The organism is Deinococcus sp. Arct2-2 (assembly GCF_004801315.1).
Taxonomy (GTDB): domain Bacteria; phylum Deinococcota; class Deinococci; order Deinococcales; family Deinococcaceae; genus Deinococcus.
On sequence record NZ_SSNW01000006.1, the window covers coordinates 15,841 to 32,578 of the forward strand.

Sequence of the window (16,738 nt, forward strand, 5' to 3'; positions counted from 1 at the left end):
CCCAGTGGATCAGAAGCGCCCTCAACTCAAAGCCCGCGTGGACGGCGATTACGGCGAATTTGTCCTAGAGCCGCTCACGCGCGGTTACGGCGTCACCATCGGGAATCCTGTCCGCCGCATCCTGATGTCTTCGATCCCCGGTACCGCTGTCACCAGCGTGTACATCGAAGACGTCCTCCACGAATTCAGCACCATTCCCGGCGTCAAAGAAGACGTCATTCAGTTGATTCTGAACCTCAAGGAAATGGTTGTTCGTTTTTATACCCCCGGCCCCAAAACCCTGACGCTGCGTGCGCAGGGTGAAGGGATCGTGCGGGCCAGCGCCTTCGAGGTTCCGAGCGACGCCGAAATCGTCAATCCTGACCTGCACATCGCTACCCTTGCCGAAGACGGCAAATTGGTGATGGAAGTGCGCGTGGAGGAAGGCGAAGGCTACGTGCCTGCCGACAAGCATGCCACCAAAGACCGCATCAACTCTATTCCCGTTGACGCGATGTTCTCTCCGGTGCGCCGTGTGGCTTACCACGTAGAAAATACCCGCGTGGGACAGCAGACCGACCTTGACCGTTTGATTATTCGGGTCTGGACGGACGGCAGCACCACGCCCCAAGAAGCCCTCGACAAGGCCGTCGAGATTCTCCGTGATGAACTGACGGTGTTTGGCAACGTCGAAACGCTTCCGGCCCTTGCGCCCGAAGTGCAGACGCCCGTCTACACGCCTGCCGCGCCTAGTGCGCCCAGCGTGTACGACCTGCCCCGTCAGCCAGAACTGAGCATCAACCCTCAGCCTTACCCCGCCGATCTCGACACGCCCCGCGTGACCCTCGAGGGCCTCGGCCTCACCACCCGCGTCCTGCACTCTTTGAAAGAAGAAGGCATCGACAGCGTGGACGCCCTGTGCGCCCTCTCCGACCGCGACCTGAAAAAGGTTCCCGGTATCGGTGAGCGCAGCCTCGACGAGATCAAACAGCAGCTTGCCCAGTTCGGCCTCGCTCTGCGCGACTGACCTCTCCGCACACTCATCTCTAGGCGGTCACGCCTATTTTCAAGGAGAATCCCCATGCGTCACGGTAAAAGTGGCCGCAAGCTCAACCGCAACAGCAGTTCTCGTACCGCTTTGGCCCGCGCCCAAGCCACGGCACTGCTGCGCGAGGGCCGTATCCAGACGACCCTCACGAAAGCCAAAGAGCTTCGTCCTTTCGTAGAGAAGCTGATTACTACCGCCAAAGGTGGCGACCTGCACGCCCGCCGTCTGGTGGCCCGCGATATCCACGACAACATCGTGGTTCGCAAGGTCATGGACGAAGTGGCTCCCAAGTACGCCGAGCGTCCCGGCGGCTACACGCGCATCCTCCGCATCGGCACCCGCCGGGGCGACGGTGTGACGATGGCCCTGATCGAGCTCGTCTAAAACCTAAAGCTATCTTTGCTCCCCGCCTTGTGCGGGGTTTTTTCATTTCTTGGCACGGGCCACCAGGATGAATTCGCCGTCGCCTTGCCCTACCGGTTCGTAGTGCCAGCCGCCGTATATCCCCTCAATCTCGAAGCCGACAGCCTTCAAGCTGGCACGCAGCGTTTCCTCTGGCCGGAAGCGGAGCGTGGAGCGAGACAGCAGCACTTCCTTAGTGTCTGAGAAGGCGTAATGATGGACAAACGTGACCAAGTCGCCTGAACTCTCTTCTAGTTCCGTCCAAGTTTCCAATTCCTTCCCCTCTGGCAAGGGCGTCTGCTGGTACGTACCCAACCGAGTCCACTTCTCCCACTCCCGTGCCACCGGATCGCGCGAGTCGAAGACCAGTCGGCCTCCGGGAGCCAGTGCGCGGTGAACATCTTCCAGTAACTCCAGCCAAGCCCCATCGTCTGCAATGAACTGGGCGACATGGTTGGTCATGAGGGCCAGATCGAAGGCATTGGCAGGCGCATCGGCTGACGTTCCCTCAATCCAGATGACCCGTTCGGCTCCGGGTTTGGCCCTCGCTAGGGTCAATGAGGCAGCGGCCGGGTCTATGCCTGTCACCGTATGGCCCGCTTTAGCCAGCGCCAAAGTGATTTGACCTGTACCACAGCCAAGATCGAGGACGCGTGAATTTGGAATTTCGTTCACCAAGTCCAGAAAAAATTGATCCGACCTTCCCCACGGACACAGCGTTTCGTACAGCCGGGCCAGCCGTAAGTCGTTGAATTCGGCATCGCTAAAGTTGACATTGTGCATGGCGGGCAGTCTACGGGTTCAAAATTGATAGACACGGCCCACAACCGCTCGCTTGCCTGCTACCCTTTCCCCATGACCCCCACCCTGATCATCGTTCCCGGCCTTGGCGACAGCGGGCCGCAGCACTGGCAAACGCTGTGGGAAATCAAATTCGGCGCGGCCCGTGTGGTACAAGACGACTGGGAAGACCCGACGCCCGCAGGTTGGTCGGCCAAATTACAGGAAGCCATAGACGCCACTCCCGGTGAACTGGTACTGGCGGGCCATTCCTGCGGCGTGCTGACGATTGTGCATTGGGCGCAGATTTATGGCGGGCATGAGCGGGTGCGTGGGGCGCTGCTAGTGGCCCCCACCGACGCCGAGCAACCCGGCATGTTAGAGGCTGACCCGGTGGTGTGCCAGATGGCCCCAATTCCCATGCAGCCACTTCCTTTTCCCACTCTGATCATTGCCAGCGAGAATGACCCGTATGTGACCCTAAACCGCGCTACCGCTTTTGCCGAAGCGTGGGAGGCCGACTTGGTGTCGGCGGGCGAGGCAGGCCACATCAATGAAAACAGCGGTCACGGCGAATGGGGAGAGGGCGAGATTTTGCTGGGTGAGGCGCTGCACGCGTGGACGCCGCCGGACGTGGTGCGCTTCTGAGTGGGCGGGTCTAAGGGTAGGCGTGAAACATTGCTCCTCCACCTTTGCGGGGGAGGTTGGGACTCGCAGAGCTGCGCCAGCAGAGGGGGGAAGTGAGCGTCAGCGATTGCTCTTCTCAGTCCCTTAGACCCTTGACCCTTAGACCAAGCCCCTCACACTCAGCACAACAAAAACCGCCCCCACATCGGAGGCGGCTTGCTGTTGACTGGCTTTAGTTGGCGGAAACGGTTTCTGCGGCGGCAGGCACTTGGGCAGTCACGGCGTACTTGTCGAGCAGGGCTTCAAAGGCCCGCTTGGGCTGTGCGCCTACCACGCCTTCTACGGGCTGGCCGTCTTTGAACAGTATCAGCGTGGGAATGCTCATCACGCGGTATTGGCCCTGCACCATGGGGTTGTCGTCGACGTTCAGCTTGCCGATCTTGACGCGGCCCTCGTACTGTCCGGCCAATTCTTCGATCACTGGGGCAATGATGCGGCAGGGGCCACACCACGGTGCCCAGAAATCCACCAGCGTCAAACCTTCGCTGATTTCGGCGGTAAAATTGCTGTCTGAGAGTTCTACAGGCTTCATAAAATAAAGTATACGCCTGCGCACACTGGGCAGATAGGCAGCATATGGGGAGGGGCTAACGCAGCGTTCATAGGCCCGTCATAGGGACGTCATTCAGCGTCACCGGGCTTACTGTTGGGACATGGTAGGAGCAGATGCATTGGTGTCAGATTCAGCAGCGTGGCAGGACGGCATCCGTCTTTTCAATTCCGGCCACTGGTGGGAAGCGCACGAGGCGTGGGAGGGCGCGTGGCTGCGGGCTGCGGGCGATGAGCGCGCCTGTCTGTCGGCCCTGATCTTGCTGGCGGCGGCCCTGCATAAGCGCTGGCATCACGGCAGCTTGGCGCACCGCAATTTTACCAAGTCCGAAAAGTACCTAGATGCCTTGCCCGCCGAGTTCGCGGGGATTAGGTTGGCAGCGCTGCGGGCTGATGTGTGGTCAGCACTTCAGGCCGACACTCTGGAACAGGCCCGGCCACAGGTACAGTACACGGCCCACTGACCCAAGGACCTGCTTTCCCTTTGCCTATTGCGTTATCTTAAGAAGAACGCGCCGAATCTCAATTCTGTTCTTTACTCGATACTATAAGTTTGAAGGCCGATTCAGCAGCACCTATTCGATGGAGGCATCACCAATGGAAGGTATTCAAATGGAACGAATTGCATTATTTATTGACGGCGCAAACGTATATGCAGCAGCCAAGCGCCTCGGCTGGAACTTCGATCACCGCAAGATTCTGGAGCATTTTGCAGGCTACGGCGTGTTGTACAACGCTTTTTATTACACTGCCGTGCCGCTCCCGATGGACGACAAGCAAAAGCGCTTCATAGACGCGCTGACCTACATGGGGTACACGGTTCGTACCAGGCCCCTGCGTGAAAACACCGATGAACACGGTGATACGCACAGGCGGGCCAGCCTCGATATAGAAATCGTGACCGATCTGCTCACCACTTCTGAGCGTTTTGATACGGCGGTGCTGCTGACTGGCGACGGAGATTTTGAGCGCCCGGTGGAAGTGCTGCGGGCGCGGGGCAAGCGCGTCATTGTCGCCAGCATTCCCGAAATGACCAGCTACGAACTCCGTAACGCCGCCGATGGCTACGTGGATTTCAAGGACATTCGGGAGCAAGTGGAGCGCCCCGGCTACCGCCTGCCCAGCGAAGGCGGCAGAGGCACGGAAGCGCGCGAGCTTCGCGGCACCGAAACCCGGCCCTTTTATACGTCAGCGGCGCTGACCGACGCGGATGACCGCTAAAGCAGACGCTCAGAGCGCCGAACCTGCCCTCCCCATTGCGCTGGACGCGGTGGGCGGCGATTTTGGTGCGTTGCCGAATGTAGAAGGTGCGGTGTTGGCGGCCCGCGCTGGCGTGTCGGTGCTGCTAGTAGGAGACCGAGTGAAGTTGCACGCCGAGTTGGGCAAATATGCCGGAAGCGCCGCTCTGCCGCTGGAAGTGGTAGACGCCGCTGACGTGATCGGGATGGATGAACACGCCAGCGATGTGCGGAGCCGCACCGAAGCCAGCATCAACGTGTGTACCCGCCTTGTGAAGGAAGGCAAGGCCGCTGCCGCCGTCAGCATGGGCCACAGCGGGGCCACGATGGCAAGCGCCCTGCTGACCTTGGGCCGCATCAAGGGCGTAGATCGGCCCGCCATTCTGACCCATCTGCCTGCCAAATCGGGCTTTACGACGCTGCTGGATGCTGGGGCCAACGCCGACGTGAAGGCGCAGTATTTAGCGCAGTGGGCGCGGCTGGCGAGCGTGTACCTGCGTGTGGTAGAAGACAAAGAGAACCCCACGGTGGGCCTGCTCAGCATTGGCGAAGAAGACCATAAGGGCAGTGCGCTGGTGCTGGAAACCCACGCCCTGCTGCGCGACATGCACGGCAAGACCCTGAACTTTCACGGCAACATCGAGGGCCGCGACATCTTTTTGGGTACCACCGATATCGTGGTTACCGATGGATTTACCGGAAACGTGGTGCTGAAACTGGCCGAGGGAGAAGCCAAAGTGCTGTTCGGCTGGGTGCGCGAAGCGTTGGGCAGCACCCTGAAGAGCAAGTTGGGCGGCCTGCTGGTACGCAGCGCACTGCGCGGCCTCGCAGAACGGATGGATCCCAGCACCTACGGGGCCAGCATTCTGGTGGGCGTGCGCGGACTGGCCTTTATCGGGCACGGCAGCGCCGACGCCAGAGCAGTCAAAAATGCCCTGCTACGGGCGGCGCGTGCCCACGAAGCCCAGCTCATTCCCAAGCTGGAAGCGGCTTTTGCACAGAAGTGAAAAACCGTCAGTGGTGAGTGGGTAGTAGTCAGTGGGAAAGGTGTGGTGGCCGCCGTCATTCTTAAAATGCTGCTCTAACCTGCATCCCTCACTGACTTATGAAAGATTAGGCGGATGCTGGATACGTTAGTCGTTCAATTGTCTAAGCCGCAAGTGTGGGTAGGTTTGGCGCTCACGGCAGTCACGGCCTACGCCCTCTACCGCTTTGGGCGAATGCTGCTGCGCGGCCTAGAGGCGCACGTGAATCGCCGTTTGGTCATGGCTCTCAAGTGGTTGTGGCTGGTGTGCTGCGTCGTCGGTTGGTTGGCGGTAGCAACGCAGGTGGCGTACCTGCCCTCTGTGCCGTTCCTGTTCGATTTGGGCGGCGACATCGTGGGCAGCTTCCGGCACAGTGCGGGGCAAACTGTGGTCATCGTGGCGCTGGCCCTGATCGCTTGGAATCTGATCGGCAGCGTGGCCGGGCGCATCGTAGCCGAACAGGAATTCAACCGCCGCAGCGTGCGCGTGCAGACCCTCAAGGGCGTCGTAGAAAGCTCGCTGAAAGCTGTGGTGGTGGTCATCGGCCTGATCGCGGGCCTGCAAACGCTGGGCGTGAATGCCACCAGCCTCCTTGCGGGCGTGTCGGTGCTGGGCTTGGCGGTGGGCTTCGGCGCACAGAGCCTTTTCAAAGACGTGTTCACGGGCTTTTTTATTCTGTTGGAAGACCAATACGGCGTGGGCGACGTGATTACGGTCAATACTGGACAACTCAGCGGCGGTGTAGAGCGCCTGAATCTGCGGGTCACTGCACTCCGGGCGCTGGACGGCACGGTGCATATCATTCCCAACGGCCAAATTCTGACCGTCAGTGTGAGCAGCAAAGACTGGAGCCGCGTGGTCGCCACTGTAAACGTGACCTACGCCGCCAACGTGAACGACGCCCTGCGCGTGTTGGAAGCCGTGAGCAACGAGATCTATGCCGATCCCGAATGGAATCCGTTTTTTCTGGAAGCGCCGGAAATGCAGGGCGTGACCGAACTCGCCCCTGATAGCGTTACGTTGCGGGCGCTGTACAAGGTGCAGCCCAAGAGTCAATACGCGATTGGGCGCGAGTACAACCGCCGCATTAAAATTGCGATGGATCAGGCCGGAATAGAGATTCCTTTCCCGCAGCGTTCGCTGAACTTTGGCGGCTCGCCCATAGAAATCAAGATCACCCGCGACGATCTGGCCCCCGATCCGCGTACCAGCCAAGACCGCACCCACGCGCCCAGCAAGCCCAGCATCACGCGTGATCCGGAAGAGGATCAGACTTGAGCGGGAATTAAAGAGAGGCCCAGACGCTCACCAAAGAAGGCTGCCGCGAGAATTAAAATCTTGCGGCAGCCTTCTTTGGTGTAGTTGTAACCCAAGTTTAAGCAGGTAGGGGAGAGCCGCCGCCCGCCAATGGTGGAGGCGTGGGCAGATCATCCAGCGTGCCTCCCGCCAAGAGCGTGCTGAATTCCTCGCCGCTGAGGGTTTCGCGCCGAATAAGCACCGTCACGATGTCGTGAATGCCTGCCAGATGCTCCTGCACCAAGTCCAGCACGCGGGCGTAAGCCGTGTCGATCAGAGCGCGGACTTCTTCGTCTACGGCAAAGGCGGTGGCTTCGCTGATGGGCATGGCCTGAGAGCCGCCGCCCAAAAAGTTGCCGTCATCGGAGGCGAGGGCCACTTTGCCGATCCGGGCCGACATGCCCCATTCCGTGACCATTTTGCGGGCAATATTGGTGGCCTGCTGAAAGTCGTTTTGTGCCCCAGTCGTCACTTCACCGTAAATCACTTCTTCGGCGGCGCGGCCTGCCAAAGCTACCGCAATCATGTCTTCCAGTGCGGGGCGAGTGACGTGCAGGCGGTCATCGGCGTCGGGCATCATGTAGCCCGCCGCACGACCACGCGGGACGACGGTGAGTTTGGCGACCCGGTTGGCATGTGGGAGCAGTTGAGCGGCCAACGCATGCCCGACTTCGTGGTAGGCGGTCACTTTACGGTCTGCCTCTCTGACCACGAGGCTGCGGCGTTCCGGCCCCATCAGCACCCGGTCACGCGCTTCATCCACATCCCGCCCCGTAATCCGCGTCCGTCCTTCCCGTGCGGCGAGGAGTGCTGCTTCGTTGAGCAGGTTTTCAAGATCGGCTCCCACCATGCCTGCGGTTCTTCTGGCGACCAGAGCTAAATCCACGCTGGCATCCAGTGGCTTTTTGCGGGCATGAATCCGCAACACCATTTCCCGCCCCCGCACATCCGGCGCATCCACGACAACTTGACGGTCAAAGCGTCCGGGTCTGAGCAGAGCGGCATCCAAGACATCGGGTCTGTTCGTCGCCGCCAGAATGATCACTTCTTGTCCACTGCCGAACCCGTCCATTTCGACGAGGAGTTGATTCAAGGTTTGTTCGCGTTCGTCATTCCCACCTTGCAAGCTCACACCCCGTTTACGGCCCACTGCGTCGATTTCATCGATGAACACGATGCAGGGCGCACTCTTTCTGGCTTGTTCGAACAGGTCACGGACACGGGCTGCCCCGACACCGACGAACATTTCCACGAAGTCGGAACCGGAGATGGAGTAATAGGGCACTTTGGCTTCTCCTGCGACAGCTTTAGCTAAAAGTGTCTTACCGCTGCCGGGGGGGCCAACCAAGAGGACGCCGTGGGGAATCCGTGCGCCGAGTTGGTGGTAGCGCTCGGGGTGGCGCAGGAATTCGACGACTTCTTGCAGGTCTTGCTTGGCTTCGTCGCATCCGGCCACATCGGCAAAGGTCTGTTTGATCTGGCCCTCCGCGATCACCGCCGCCTTCGATTTCCCAAATTGACTCGCAGCATTGCCTCCGCCCTGAGCGCCCCGCAAAGAGCGCCACAGCACCAGCAAAATCAGCCCAGTCAGGATCAGGGGCAGCACTTGCCCGATCCAGCCAAAGGCCGACCCACCCGCCGTAACGCGCAGGGGCACGCCCGCTGCCCGAATGCGGTTCAGGGTTCCGGCGTCGGGCGGCACCACCACCGAACGGGGCCGCGACGCGCTGATAAATGTGACGCTGGCATTACCCGCGCCGTCCAGCGTGACCTGCGCGACCCGGCCTGCCTTCAGGTCTTCAAAAAAGCGGTTGGTAGAGTAGCCGCCCGTGTTCTGGGCTGGAGCAGGGCTGACAGGAGGCAAGGCTTGGTCTGCGGTTTGGGCAGAGGCCGCAAGCGGGGCGGACAGCAGGAGCAGGGTCAAGATTGCTCGCCGCGAATGCAGCGGCGGAAACAACCGCGCCAGTCTAAATTGGGCGCGGGCAAACTGGGCGCGGGCAAATCGGGCGGGAGCCATAGCCTATGCTACGCCCCCTCCCGCGCCCATATCCTATGAAAGCTGACCATTGCTGGCCGCCGCCTACAGCGCTTGCCCCCTCTGAATAACATGACCCCCCCCATCAACCTGACCCATTTGTCTGGGTTTTCAGAGCTGACATCTTGGTCAGACTCAGATTTCTGTCAGGCTCGGCGGGTAGACTGCCTCTATGCGTAGCCTCCTTGTGCTTGGCGCACTCAGCTTGACCCTGAGTGCTTGTACCGTCAACGTCCGCCCCAACTTGGGCCTGAGTGGAAGCAGCAGCAACCTGATTACCAACGTGCGCCCAGACCGGGGCGAGGGCGGAAATTACGTGATCGGTGAAGCCCTGCGCCTCAGCGTGACCACCCGCACCGCCGGATACGTGACCCTGCTGGCCCTGAACCCCAACGGCGCGGCCAATGCACTCGTGCGCGACGCCTACGTGCAGGCCGGAACGACTACCTTTCCCCGCGCGAGTGACAACGCGACCTACAATGTGGCGGCTCCTCGCGGCCTCCAGCGTGTGCGCGTGCTGTTTACCCGCGTGCGCCCCACCACCGACCTCGTGCTGGGCGGCGTATACGACGGCAACCGTTGGAACCGTGCCAGCGAAGAGTACCTGAACAACTACGCGCCCGCCGACCGGGACGTGCAAGAAACCTACTTGTACGTGCGCTAAAAAGCGGGAAGTGGTGAGTGGGAAAAGCGCAGCATTCAATATCGCCCAATCTTTTGACCTTCCCACTGACCACTCACCGTCTCAAAGCCAGTCGCCCCATGCGGCTGGTTTTTTCGTACTCTGCCCCTATGACCGATGCTGCTCCCGCCCTCACCTTCGAGGCTGCCCGCGCCCGCGTAGACGCTTATATTTCCCAGTTTAAGGAGGGCTATTTTCCGCCGCTGCTGATGCTGGCCCGCCTGACCGAAGAAACAGGCGAGATTGCGCGTGTCATTGCCCACCAGAACGGCAAAACGCCCAAGCCGGGGGAAGACGTGGGCGACCTAGAACTAGAATTGGCCGACCTGCTGTTCGTCATGATCTGTATGGCGAACGAACGCGGCCTGAGCCTAGAGCGCGGTTTCGAGCGCATGATGACCAAAGTGGAAACGCGGGACGCGGAGCGCTGGACACGGAAAGTCGAGACGGCTGAGTCCAATTCTGCGACATAGCCTCATATTCGCGTCTCTTGTTGCCCCGGTTTTTGGGCGGCATAGTCCGTTCCGCAAGTTAGGGGAATGGCGTACAGTACCTTATGGCCCGTTTTCTGACGCAGCTTGTGGGTGTAGGTGTTGTCGGCGTGTTGGCCCTTGCCAGCGCAGCGGCAGCGGCTCCCCGCTTGATCCACGACGCCAGCCTTGAACCCCCTCCGCCCTCAGTCAGCCCGCCCGAACGCCGTGCCCTGATCGATCTGTATTTGGCGCGGGGCCTGACCGTCTGCCCTGATTTCCAAGTCCTGTTTCGTGGGTCTGGGCGGTTTACGGCAGACCAAAACCAAACCTTTTATCTGGTGTCCAACTGCTACACCGACACCGCCTCCAATCTGTACCGTCAGCGATTGGCCGGAGACGCCCTAATTCTGAAGGGTCAGACGCCCGTCTACTTTAAGGCTGGATTTGCAGATGATGTGGCGGTGCTGCCCGCTCTGGGGGGAAGTCGCCTGAATGCCGTGCTAGCGAAGATTTGGCAGGGGCCGACTCAGGGGTACTTTTGGAACAACGCAGAGATCATGCGGTTTGTGGATGGTAGTTTCAAAACCCTCGTGAACCTAGGGCCGACTTATGCCGACAAAAGCACGCCGGGCAGATTGTCTACCAGCAGCAGGCGCACCCTGTGGTTTGACACTGCCAAACCCAATCTGCTGAGAATGCTGGAATTCACCAGCCCGCAGTGTGACAATTGCCCGGACGCGACCCGGCCTTATGAGCCTGCGCGGGCCAAGCAAAGCCTGAACGTGTTGTTAGACCTCACCCGCCCTCCCGAAGATGCCCCTTGGATGCGTGAACCATGACCCAAACCGACGCTGCACCCGACCGCCGTTACCCCACCGGCCTCATGCCCACCCCACTCTCCCTCACGCCAGCAGAGCGGGCCGACGCTGTGGCCGCCATTCGCGCCCTGCCCGCCGAATTGCGTGCGGCGGTGGCCGAGTTGGGGGAATCGAGGCTTGATACGCCCTACCGAGAAGGCGGCTGGACGGCGCGGCAAGTGGTGCATCATCTGGGCGACAGTCATCTCAATGCGTTTGTGCGCGTGAAATTGGCCCTGACCGAACTCAACCCGATCATTAAGCCCTACGCGGAACACCTCTGGGCCGAATTGCCCGACTCGCGCCTGCCCGTAGAAGTGAGCCTGAAGCTCTTGGATTCGCTGCATGCCCGGATCGTGGCCGTACTGGACGGCGTGACCGAGGCAGACTGGGCACGCCAATGGACGCACCCCGCGCAAGGCCGCACCTACACGCTGGATACGCTGGCCGCCATGTACGCGTGGCATGGCCGACACCACATGGCTCACCTAAAGTTGATCGGAAAATAGGATGGACTGGCTCCCGTTCCCGACTCTCCGTAGAACAAATGGGGAGCCAGTAAGCTTCGCCTTACCGCGCTAGCATGCAGTACGACGAAACCCTGCACATTCCGGTCACGCTACGTTCGGCGGGCGTGGTGGTTATCAATGCAGCGGGCGCGGTGCTGTTGGTGCAGGAGGGCAAACCCGGTAGCCGCGACCTGTGGCACATTCCGGCGGGCGGGGTAGAGAAGGGCGAAAACCCCCAAGACGCCGCCATGCGCGAGGCGTGGGAGGAAACAGGGCTGCGTGTGCGGCCAATTAAATTGTTGGACACGTTGCTGGGCAAGATGCCTGACGGCGTATTGATCCTGCGATTTGCGTGGCTGGCAGAAGTGATCGGGCCAACGCTTGCCCCCGCGCCCCAGCCCGAATTTGCAGCCGAGGTGCAGGAAGCGCGGTACTTCTCCCGTGCGGAGGTGGAAGCCCTCTACGCCGCTCGCCAACTGCGGATGCACTACACCAAGCTGTTTATAGACGCCGCCTTTACCGAGTGGAAGCGGGCTGAGGCTCTGGCTTAGGATAGAAGTTTAAACTTCTAGCCTTGCTTAAAGCGCAGTTTTCTCGGCCACCACGCCTTTCCTACGTCCCACACTCCACAACCCAGATTTACCCCTCTACCCGCAGTTCCCCCTGCGCCGCCCCCGCTCTGTCGGCGGCAATGGCCTGCGCTACGGCCTCGGCGCTAATGGCTCCACGCGGCACGCGGCCCACTTGCGTCCACAGCGGCGTATCTACGGCGGGTGGCAGCACCAGCGTCAGCGCCTTTTGCGTGCCACGCGGCAATTCTAGGCGGGCAATGGTCACGGCCTGCGCCAACGCGGCTTTGCTGGCAGCGTACTGAGAAAACCCTTTGGCCGTCACCAGTTCTGGCCGTGCGCCGATCAGGTACATGCGCCCGCCTTCCGCCAGCTTGGGCAACGCATATTTCAGTGTCCAGATGGCCCCAAAATAGTTGGCGTTCCACACGGCCCGAACCTGCGCGGCGTCCAAGTCTGCAAGGGGTTGAGGCATGGCCGCGCCCGCCGCATAGATCACGGTGTCTAGGCTCTCCACGCCGTCCAGCAGCGAGCGCACATGACTTTCAAAGCCCACGTCTACCCGCTGCGATTTGGCCCCCGTTTCGGCAACAACAGCAGAGAGTTTGGCCTCGTCGCGCCCGGCCAAGATCAGTGAATCTGTGCCTGCCATTGCCCGCGCCATCGCCGCGCCAATCCCGCCCGTTGCCCCGATAATCAGTGTGGTCATGGGCCGCAGTGCAGCACAGGCGGGGGCAGGTGCGCCGTATGCGGGGATGCAAAAGCGGGTTAGCTCCGTTCAGATGGTGATTTGAGGCGCTAAAAGCTTAATTTTTCATACTAACGCCCCTTGCACCCCCCTCCATTGTGGAACGGAATTGAGGGCAGCACACTAACAGACATGAGAAATAAATTAGGCTTTTTAATCGCCTGCTCTATTCTGCTGATGCCCTCTGCTCTTGCCACTGATTTTGTCACCAAATCCAACCTCACCGGCTTTCAACTGCCCAAAGGCGCACTCGAACTGACCGATGACGACTTTTCGGAAGAAATGGTTGAGGTGCTAGACGAGACCGCCGCCAGCCTGAACGGTAAATGCCAGTACCACGAGCTGCTGTTTTGGGAAGGTAAGCCCGCTACTATCGCCGCCGCCCTGAACAAAGCGATTCCCAAAGACTTCAAGTACAAGACTCTTGACGTGGGCGAGACCTCGGACGGCGGCGCATACGAGCAGTTTGTCCTGACCACGCCGAAGATGTGGGTCGCTGGAACGTGGTTTCAGGGCGAGGCCGACGTAATTTTGGCGTGGTGTACGGTGGTCAAGAAGTAAGCTCACGCTGTGTCTTGACCTGACGTGTTGATGGGCAGAAATCGCCGTCCTGCAGATTAAAAACTCCCCCCGCTCCAGCAACGGCTGTGGGCGGGGGGAGTGGTATTTAATTTAAGTTTACTTTCGGGGCTTACGGTTCCTGTTGATCAGAGTGACCAGTTCGGGTGAACGTTTCGCGCCATTCAGTTCAGCCAAGAGCGTGGCGGGATAGTCCTTGCAGAGTTCTCCCCACCAACGCTCTGTTTTGCGGTTTCAGACGCGCCAGCCTTCGCCGGGAATGGCCTTGGCGACAAACCGGGCGCGGCTCATCCGAACAGAATGACCTTACTCGTAGCCGAGTTCGCGCAGGGCTTCTACATCCTCGCGCCAGCCGGGAATCACGATGACTTCTAGGCCCAAAAAGACTTTGCGGCTTAGGAACACTTCCAATTGCTTGCGGGCCGCCTGACCGATTTCGCGCAGTTGCTTGCCGCCTGCGCCGATCACCATGCCCTTGTGGGCGTTCTTTTCCACTACGATTTCGCCTTCGATGCGTTGCAGACCGTCTTCGCGCTCCGTCCAACTGTTGACGCGGGTGGCAACCGCGTAGGGCAACTCGTCGCGCAACTTTTTCATGGCTTCTTCGCGGATGATTTCGGCGGCCCACATTTCGCGGGTTTGGTCGCTGGCCGCGCCGAGAGGATAGAAGAAGGGGTTTTCGGGCAAGATATCCAGCAGTTGCTCGCGCAGGGTCGCCACTGCTTGCGGGTTGTTTTGGGCGCTGAGCACCGTTTCGCTGGTGTCGTGGGTGCGGCCTTCCAGCAGCGCCCGGTATAACTTCATGGCCTCTTCGGGGTACTTGGCCACGTCGGTTTTGTTGCCTACCAGAAACAGCGGTTTGGGGAGTTCCCGCACCTGCCGGGCCACCAACTGGTCTTCATCGGTGGGCGGGTGGCGCAGGTCGACTACCCAAATTACGGCGTCCACATCGGCCAGCGCGCTGTGAACCTCATGGTTCATGTACTTGCCGAGTGCGTCTTTGGGCTTGTGCAGTCCCGGCGTATCTACGAACACCAGTTGGCGGTTGCCCGAAGAATGAATGCCGCGCACGCCGCGCCGCGTTGTTTGCGGGCGGGGGCTGGTGGGGGCGACTTTGGTGCCCAAAAAGGAGTTCATCAGCGTGCTTTTGCCCACGTTGGGTTTGCCGACAATCGCCACGAACCCGGAATGGGTCTGCGGGGCCTTGCCCTGTTTGGGGCTGTTATCGGAGGTGTTGCGGAGGTGATCTGGGCTGGAAGCTGAATCCGTCATCATTTCCATTGTCGCACGCGCCTGCTGGGGCAAGTGTTCATTGGGGCAGGGAGGGGCTGGGTTGGAGGGGGGCAGTCTAAGGGTCTAGGGTCTAAGGGGGTGGGGCGGGTTTGCCGCTCGGACGCCCCCTCACCCCGCTGTTTCACAGCGCCCCTCTCCCACAGGGGGCGAGGGCTAAGGGCAAGAAGTTGGGGTTTGCTCCCTCTCCCTTGAGGGGGGAGGTTGGGAATCGCAGAGCTGCGAAGCAGAGGGGGTGAGTGAGCGCCAGCGATTGCCTTTGACCTGTCCTTAGACCCTAGACCCTTAGACAAAGCACCCTTACCCTTCCTTCCGCGCCTGCACCCGCGCCATCAGGCGGGCCACTGCAGCGCGGGGCAATAGGCGCGGCAACAGCGTTTGGCTGCGGTTGAAGCCGCCCGCGATCAGCACCGCCTGACCGCGCAGCATGGCATTCACCCCTTGTTTGGCAACTTCTTCGGCACTCAGAATGCTGAGCCGAGCGACGCCGCTCAGGAGTTTGCTTTCACCCAACTTGGCCGTGTCCTGAAAGCCCGTTTCCACTGGGCCGGGGCACAGGGCGGTCACGCTGACGCCTGTGCCGCGCAACTCCTCGTTCACGCCCTCGCTGAAACTCAGCACGTAAGCTTTAGAAGCGTAGTAGACCGCCATCAGCGGCCCCGGTAGGAAGGCGGCGGTGGAGGCCACATTCAGCACGCGCCCGCGCCCCCGCGCCACCATGTCGGGCAGAAAACGGCGTGTGAGGTCGGTCAAGGCGGCAATGTTTACGGCCACCATCCGGCTGATCTCGCCTGAGTCCTGCGTCCAAAATTCGCTGAAGCCGCCGAATCCAGCGTTGTTGACCAGAATGTCTACAGTCAGGTTGCGGGCCGCCACTTCGCGTTCCAGCACTTCGCCAGCGTCGGGGCGGGTCAGATCAAGCGCGATCACGGCGGCCTGAATGCCGTGCTTGGCGCTCAATTCCTGCGCCAGCGCCTGCATTTTGCCCTCGCTGCGGGCCACCAGAATCAGGTGTGCGCCGCGTGCTGCCAGTTGCCGCGCAATGGCCTCGCCTATGCCGCCGCTTGCGCCCGTGATCAGTGCGGTGGCGGGTTGGTTGCGTTGGAACTGGTCTGCATGGGCCTGTGTCTGTGGGGTCTGGGTCATGTCATCTCCTGTGGGCAGTCTGAGTGACCCCCGGTAAGTCAGACTTTACTAACTCCGGGTAAGTCTGTCAAGTCACTCCCGTATGAAGATTTGCCTTGACTTCTTCTGATATCTCGTTTCTAATTAACCCGTGGTTACTCTTGCTCGCGCCCGATCCGACAGCGCTAAAGAAGCGCGGCGGGCCGATATCCTGCATCAAACGCTGACGCTGTGGCAGACGCACCGCTATGAAGACGTGACGCTGCAAGCCGTCGCGGGGCGCGTGGGCCTCACCAAGCCTGCGCTGTACGGCTATTTTCCCACCAAAGAAACGCTGTTTCTCGCGCTGTACGAGGAAGTGTTGGGCGCGTGGCTGCACGCTCTGACGCGGCATCTGCGGTTAGGCGGCACGCACACCCCAGCCAGTCTCGCGGCGCTGGTCTGTACCCTGCTGGCCGAACACGCCGCCCTCACGCGCCTGATTCCACACTTGGCGGGCCTGCTGGAGCGCAATATCAGCCAAGACCGCGCCAGTGCCCATAAGGGATGGTTGCTGGGGCAGTTGCAGCCGCTTGCGCCACTCTTGGAGGGTGCGCTACCCGGTCTGCCCCCCGGTGCCAGCTTGCAACTCCTGACCTACACACAGGCGTTGGTGGCGGGCCTGTATCCGATGTCTGACCCTGCGCCCGCCGTACAGGCCGCCTTGCAAGACCCAGAGTTGCAGCCGTTGTGCGTACAATTTGGCCTCGCCTTGCAAGAAGCCCTGACGGCGCTGTATACGGGCATGTGCCAGAACCAACCCTAAGCTCTGGGTTGTGGCCTGAGACATGACTGCCCCCCTCATGTTGTCGAACCGAGTTTCATGCT

General features: G+C 60.7%; 20 protein-coding genes. 14 read left to right on the plus strand and 6 right to left on the minus strand.

Going from position 1 to position 16,738, the window contains the following annotated elements; translation table 11 throughout:
- Positions 1-4: 4 nt before the first annotated feature.
- Positions 5-1,006 carry a DNA-directed RNA polymerase subunit alpha gene (locus E7T06_RS04295; RefSeq protein WP_136364606.1) on the plus strand — a complete coding sequence of 334 codons (1,002 nt, stop codon included), beginning with the start codon at positions 5-7 and terminating at the stop codon, positions 1,004-1,006.
- A 54-nt stretch (positions 1,007-1,060) separates the two neighbouring features.
- Complete coding sequence (gene rplQ, locus E7T06_RS04300; protein WP_136364607.1) at positions 1,061-1,411, plus strand: 50S ribosomal protein L17; 351 nt, start codon at positions 1,061-1,063, stop codon at positions 1,409-1,411.
- A gap of 42 nt (positions 1,412-1,453) precedes the next feature.
- On the opposite strand, the gene E7T06_RS04305 is transcribed toward rplQ, so the two are convergent.
- Positions 1,454-2,212 carry a class I SAM-dependent methyltransferase gene (locus E7T06_RS04305; protein WP_136364608.1) on the minus strand — a complete coding sequence of 253 codons (759 nt, stop codon included), beginning with the start codon at positions 2,210-2,212 and terminating at the stop codon, positions 1,454-1,456.
- Between the two features lie 72 nt (positions 2,213-2,284).
- On the opposite strand from E7T06_RS04305, the gene E7T06_RS04310 reads away from it, so the two are divergent.
- Positions 2,285-2,857 (plus strand): alpha/beta hydrolase, encoded by a 573-nt coding sequence (locus tag E7T06_RS04310; protein ID WP_136364609.1) that lies wholly within the window; start codon positions 2,285-2,287, stop codon positions 2,855-2,857.
- A 211-nt stretch (positions 2,858-3,068) separates the two neighbouring features.
- On the opposite strand, the gene trxA is transcribed toward E7T06_RS04310, so the two are convergent.
- Complete coding sequence (gene trxA, locus E7T06_RS04315; protein WP_276605550.1) at positions 3,069-3,440, minus strand: thioredoxin; 372 nt, start codon at positions 3,438-3,440, stop codon at positions 3,069-3,071.
- A 109-nt stretch (positions 3,441-3,549) separates the two neighbouring features.
- Between trxA and E7T06_RS04320 the strand changes: the two genes are divergently transcribed.
- The 4 genes from E7T06_RS04320 to E7T06_RS04335 all read left to right on the plus strand — a co-directional run bounded on the left by E7T06_RS04320 (position 3,550) and on the right by E7T06_RS04335 (position 6,986).
- Positions 3,550-3,909 (plus strand): DUF309 domain-containing protein, encoded by a 360-nt coding sequence (locus E7T06_RS04320; RefSeq protein ID WP_136364610.1) that lies wholly within the window; start codon positions 3,550-3,552, stop codon positions 3,907-3,909.
- A gap of 148 nt (positions 3,910-4,057) precedes the next feature.
- Positions 4,058-4,666, plus strand: coding sequence for an NYN domain-containing protein (locus E7T06_RS04325; RefSeq protein ID WP_136364700.1), 609 nt, complete (start codon positions 4,058-4,060; stop codon positions 4,664-4,666).
- Positions 4,656-5,690 (plus strand): phosphate acyltransferase PlsX, encoded by a 1,035-nt coding sequence (plsX, locus tag E7T06_RS04330; RefSeq protein WP_136364611.1) that lies wholly within the window; start codon positions 4,656-4,658, stop codon positions 5,688-5,690. The genes E7T06_RS04325 and plsX overlap by 11 nt, the downstream gene beginning before the upstream one ends.
- 114 nt (positions 5,691-5,804) lie before the next feature.
- Complete coding sequence (locus tag E7T06_RS04335; RefSeq protein WP_136364612.1) at positions 5,805-6,986, plus strand: mechanosensitive ion channel family protein; 1,182 nt, start codon at positions 5,805-5,807, stop codon at positions 6,984-6,986.
- A gap of 97 nt (positions 6,987-7,083) precedes the next feature.
- Here E7T06_RS04335 and ftsH read toward each other — a convergent pair whose 3' ends face one another.
- Entirely contained in the window at positions 7,084-9,021 is a 1,938-nt protein-coding gene (gene ftsH / locus E7T06_RS04340; RefSeq protein ID WP_240740840.1) for an ATP-dependent zinc metalloprotease FtsH, read from the minus strand.
- Between the two features lie 190 nt (positions 9,022-9,211).
- On the opposite strand from ftsH, the gene E7T06_RS04345 reads away from it, so the two are divergent.
- From E7T06_RS04345 to E7T06_RS04365, 5 genes are all read left to right on the plus strand, one after another.
- Complete coding sequence (locus E7T06_RS04345; RefSeq protein WP_136364613.1) at positions 9,212-9,703, plus strand: DUF4384 domain-containing protein; 492 nt, start codon at positions 9,212-9,214, stop codon at positions 9,701-9,703.
- A gap of 128 nt (positions 9,704-9,831) precedes the next feature.
- The gene (locus E7T06_RS04350) at positions 9,832-10,194 is read left to right on the plus strand and encodes a nucleotide pyrophosphohydrolase (protein WP_240740841.1); all 363 of its coding nucleotides are present in this window, start codon (positions 9,832-9,834) and stop codon (positions 10,192-10,194) included.
- An 83-nt stretch (positions 10,195-10,277) separates the two neighbouring features.
- The gene (locus E7T06_RS04355) at positions 10,278-11,033 is read left to right on the plus strand and encodes a hypothetical protein (RefSeq protein ID WP_136364615.1); all 756 of its coding nucleotides are present in this window, start codon (positions 10,278-10,280) and stop codon (positions 11,031-11,033) included.
- Positions 11,030-11,560, plus strand: a complete 531-nt coding sequence (locus tag E7T06_RS04360) for a YfiT family bacillithiol transferase (RefSeq protein ID WP_136364616.1) — start codon at positions 11,030-11,032, stop codon at positions 11,558-11,560. Before E7T06_RS04355 ends, E7T06_RS04360 begins: the two co-directional genes overlap by 4 nt.
- Before the next feature lie 74 nt (positions 11,561-11,634).
- The gene (locus E7T06_RS04365) at positions 11,635-12,111 is read left to right on the plus strand and encodes a Nudix hydrolase (RefSeq protein ID WP_136364617.1); all 477 of its coding nucleotides are present in this window, start codon (positions 11,635-11,637) and stop codon (positions 12,109-12,111) included.
- An 88-nt stretch (positions 12,112-12,199) separates the two neighbouring features.
- Here E7T06_RS04365 and E7T06_RS04370 read toward each other — a convergent pair whose 3' ends face one another.
- On the minus strand, positions 12,200-12,838 hold the full coding sequence (locus E7T06_RS04370; protein ID WP_136364618.1) for an SDR family NAD(P)-dependent oxidoreductase: 639 nt from the start codon (positions 12,836-12,838) through the stop codon (positions 12,200-12,202).
- A gap of 171 nt (positions 12,839-13,009) precedes the next feature.
- Here E7T06_RS04370 and E7T06_RS04375 point away from each other — a divergent pair, with 171 nt between their 5' ends.
- Positions 13,010-13,438 (plus strand): hypothetical protein, encoded by a 429-nt coding sequence (locus E7T06_RS04375; protein WP_136364619.1) that lies wholly within the window; start codon positions 13,010-13,012, stop codon positions 13,436-13,438.
- A gap of 324 nt (positions 13,439-13,762) precedes the next feature.
- On the opposite strand, the gene era is transcribed toward E7T06_RS04375, so the two are convergent.
- Both era and E7T06_RS04390 read right to left on the minus strand, forming a co-directional pair.
- Positions 13,763-14,731, minus strand: coding sequence for a GTPase Era (era, locus tag E7T06_RS04385; RefSeq protein WP_240740842.1), 969 nt, complete (start codon positions 14,729-14,731; stop codon positions 13,763-13,765).
- A 315-nt stretch (positions 14,732-15,046) separates the two neighbouring features.
- On the minus strand, positions 15,047-15,892 hold the full coding sequence (locus E7T06_RS04390; protein ID WP_136364620.1) for an SDR family oxidoreductase: 846 nt from the start codon (positions 15,890-15,892) through the stop codon (positions 15,047-15,049).
- Positions 15,893-16,022: 130 nt separating this feature from the next.
- Here E7T06_RS04390 and E7T06_RS04395 point away from each other — a divergent pair, with 130 nt between their 5' ends.
- A complete protein-coding gene (locus tag E7T06_RS04395; protein ID WP_136364621.1) occupies positions 16,023-16,676 on the plus strand; it encodes a TetR/AcrR family transcriptional regulator in 654 nt (217 codons plus the stop codon).
- The last annotated feature ends 62 nt before the right edge of the window (positions 16,677-16,738 follow it).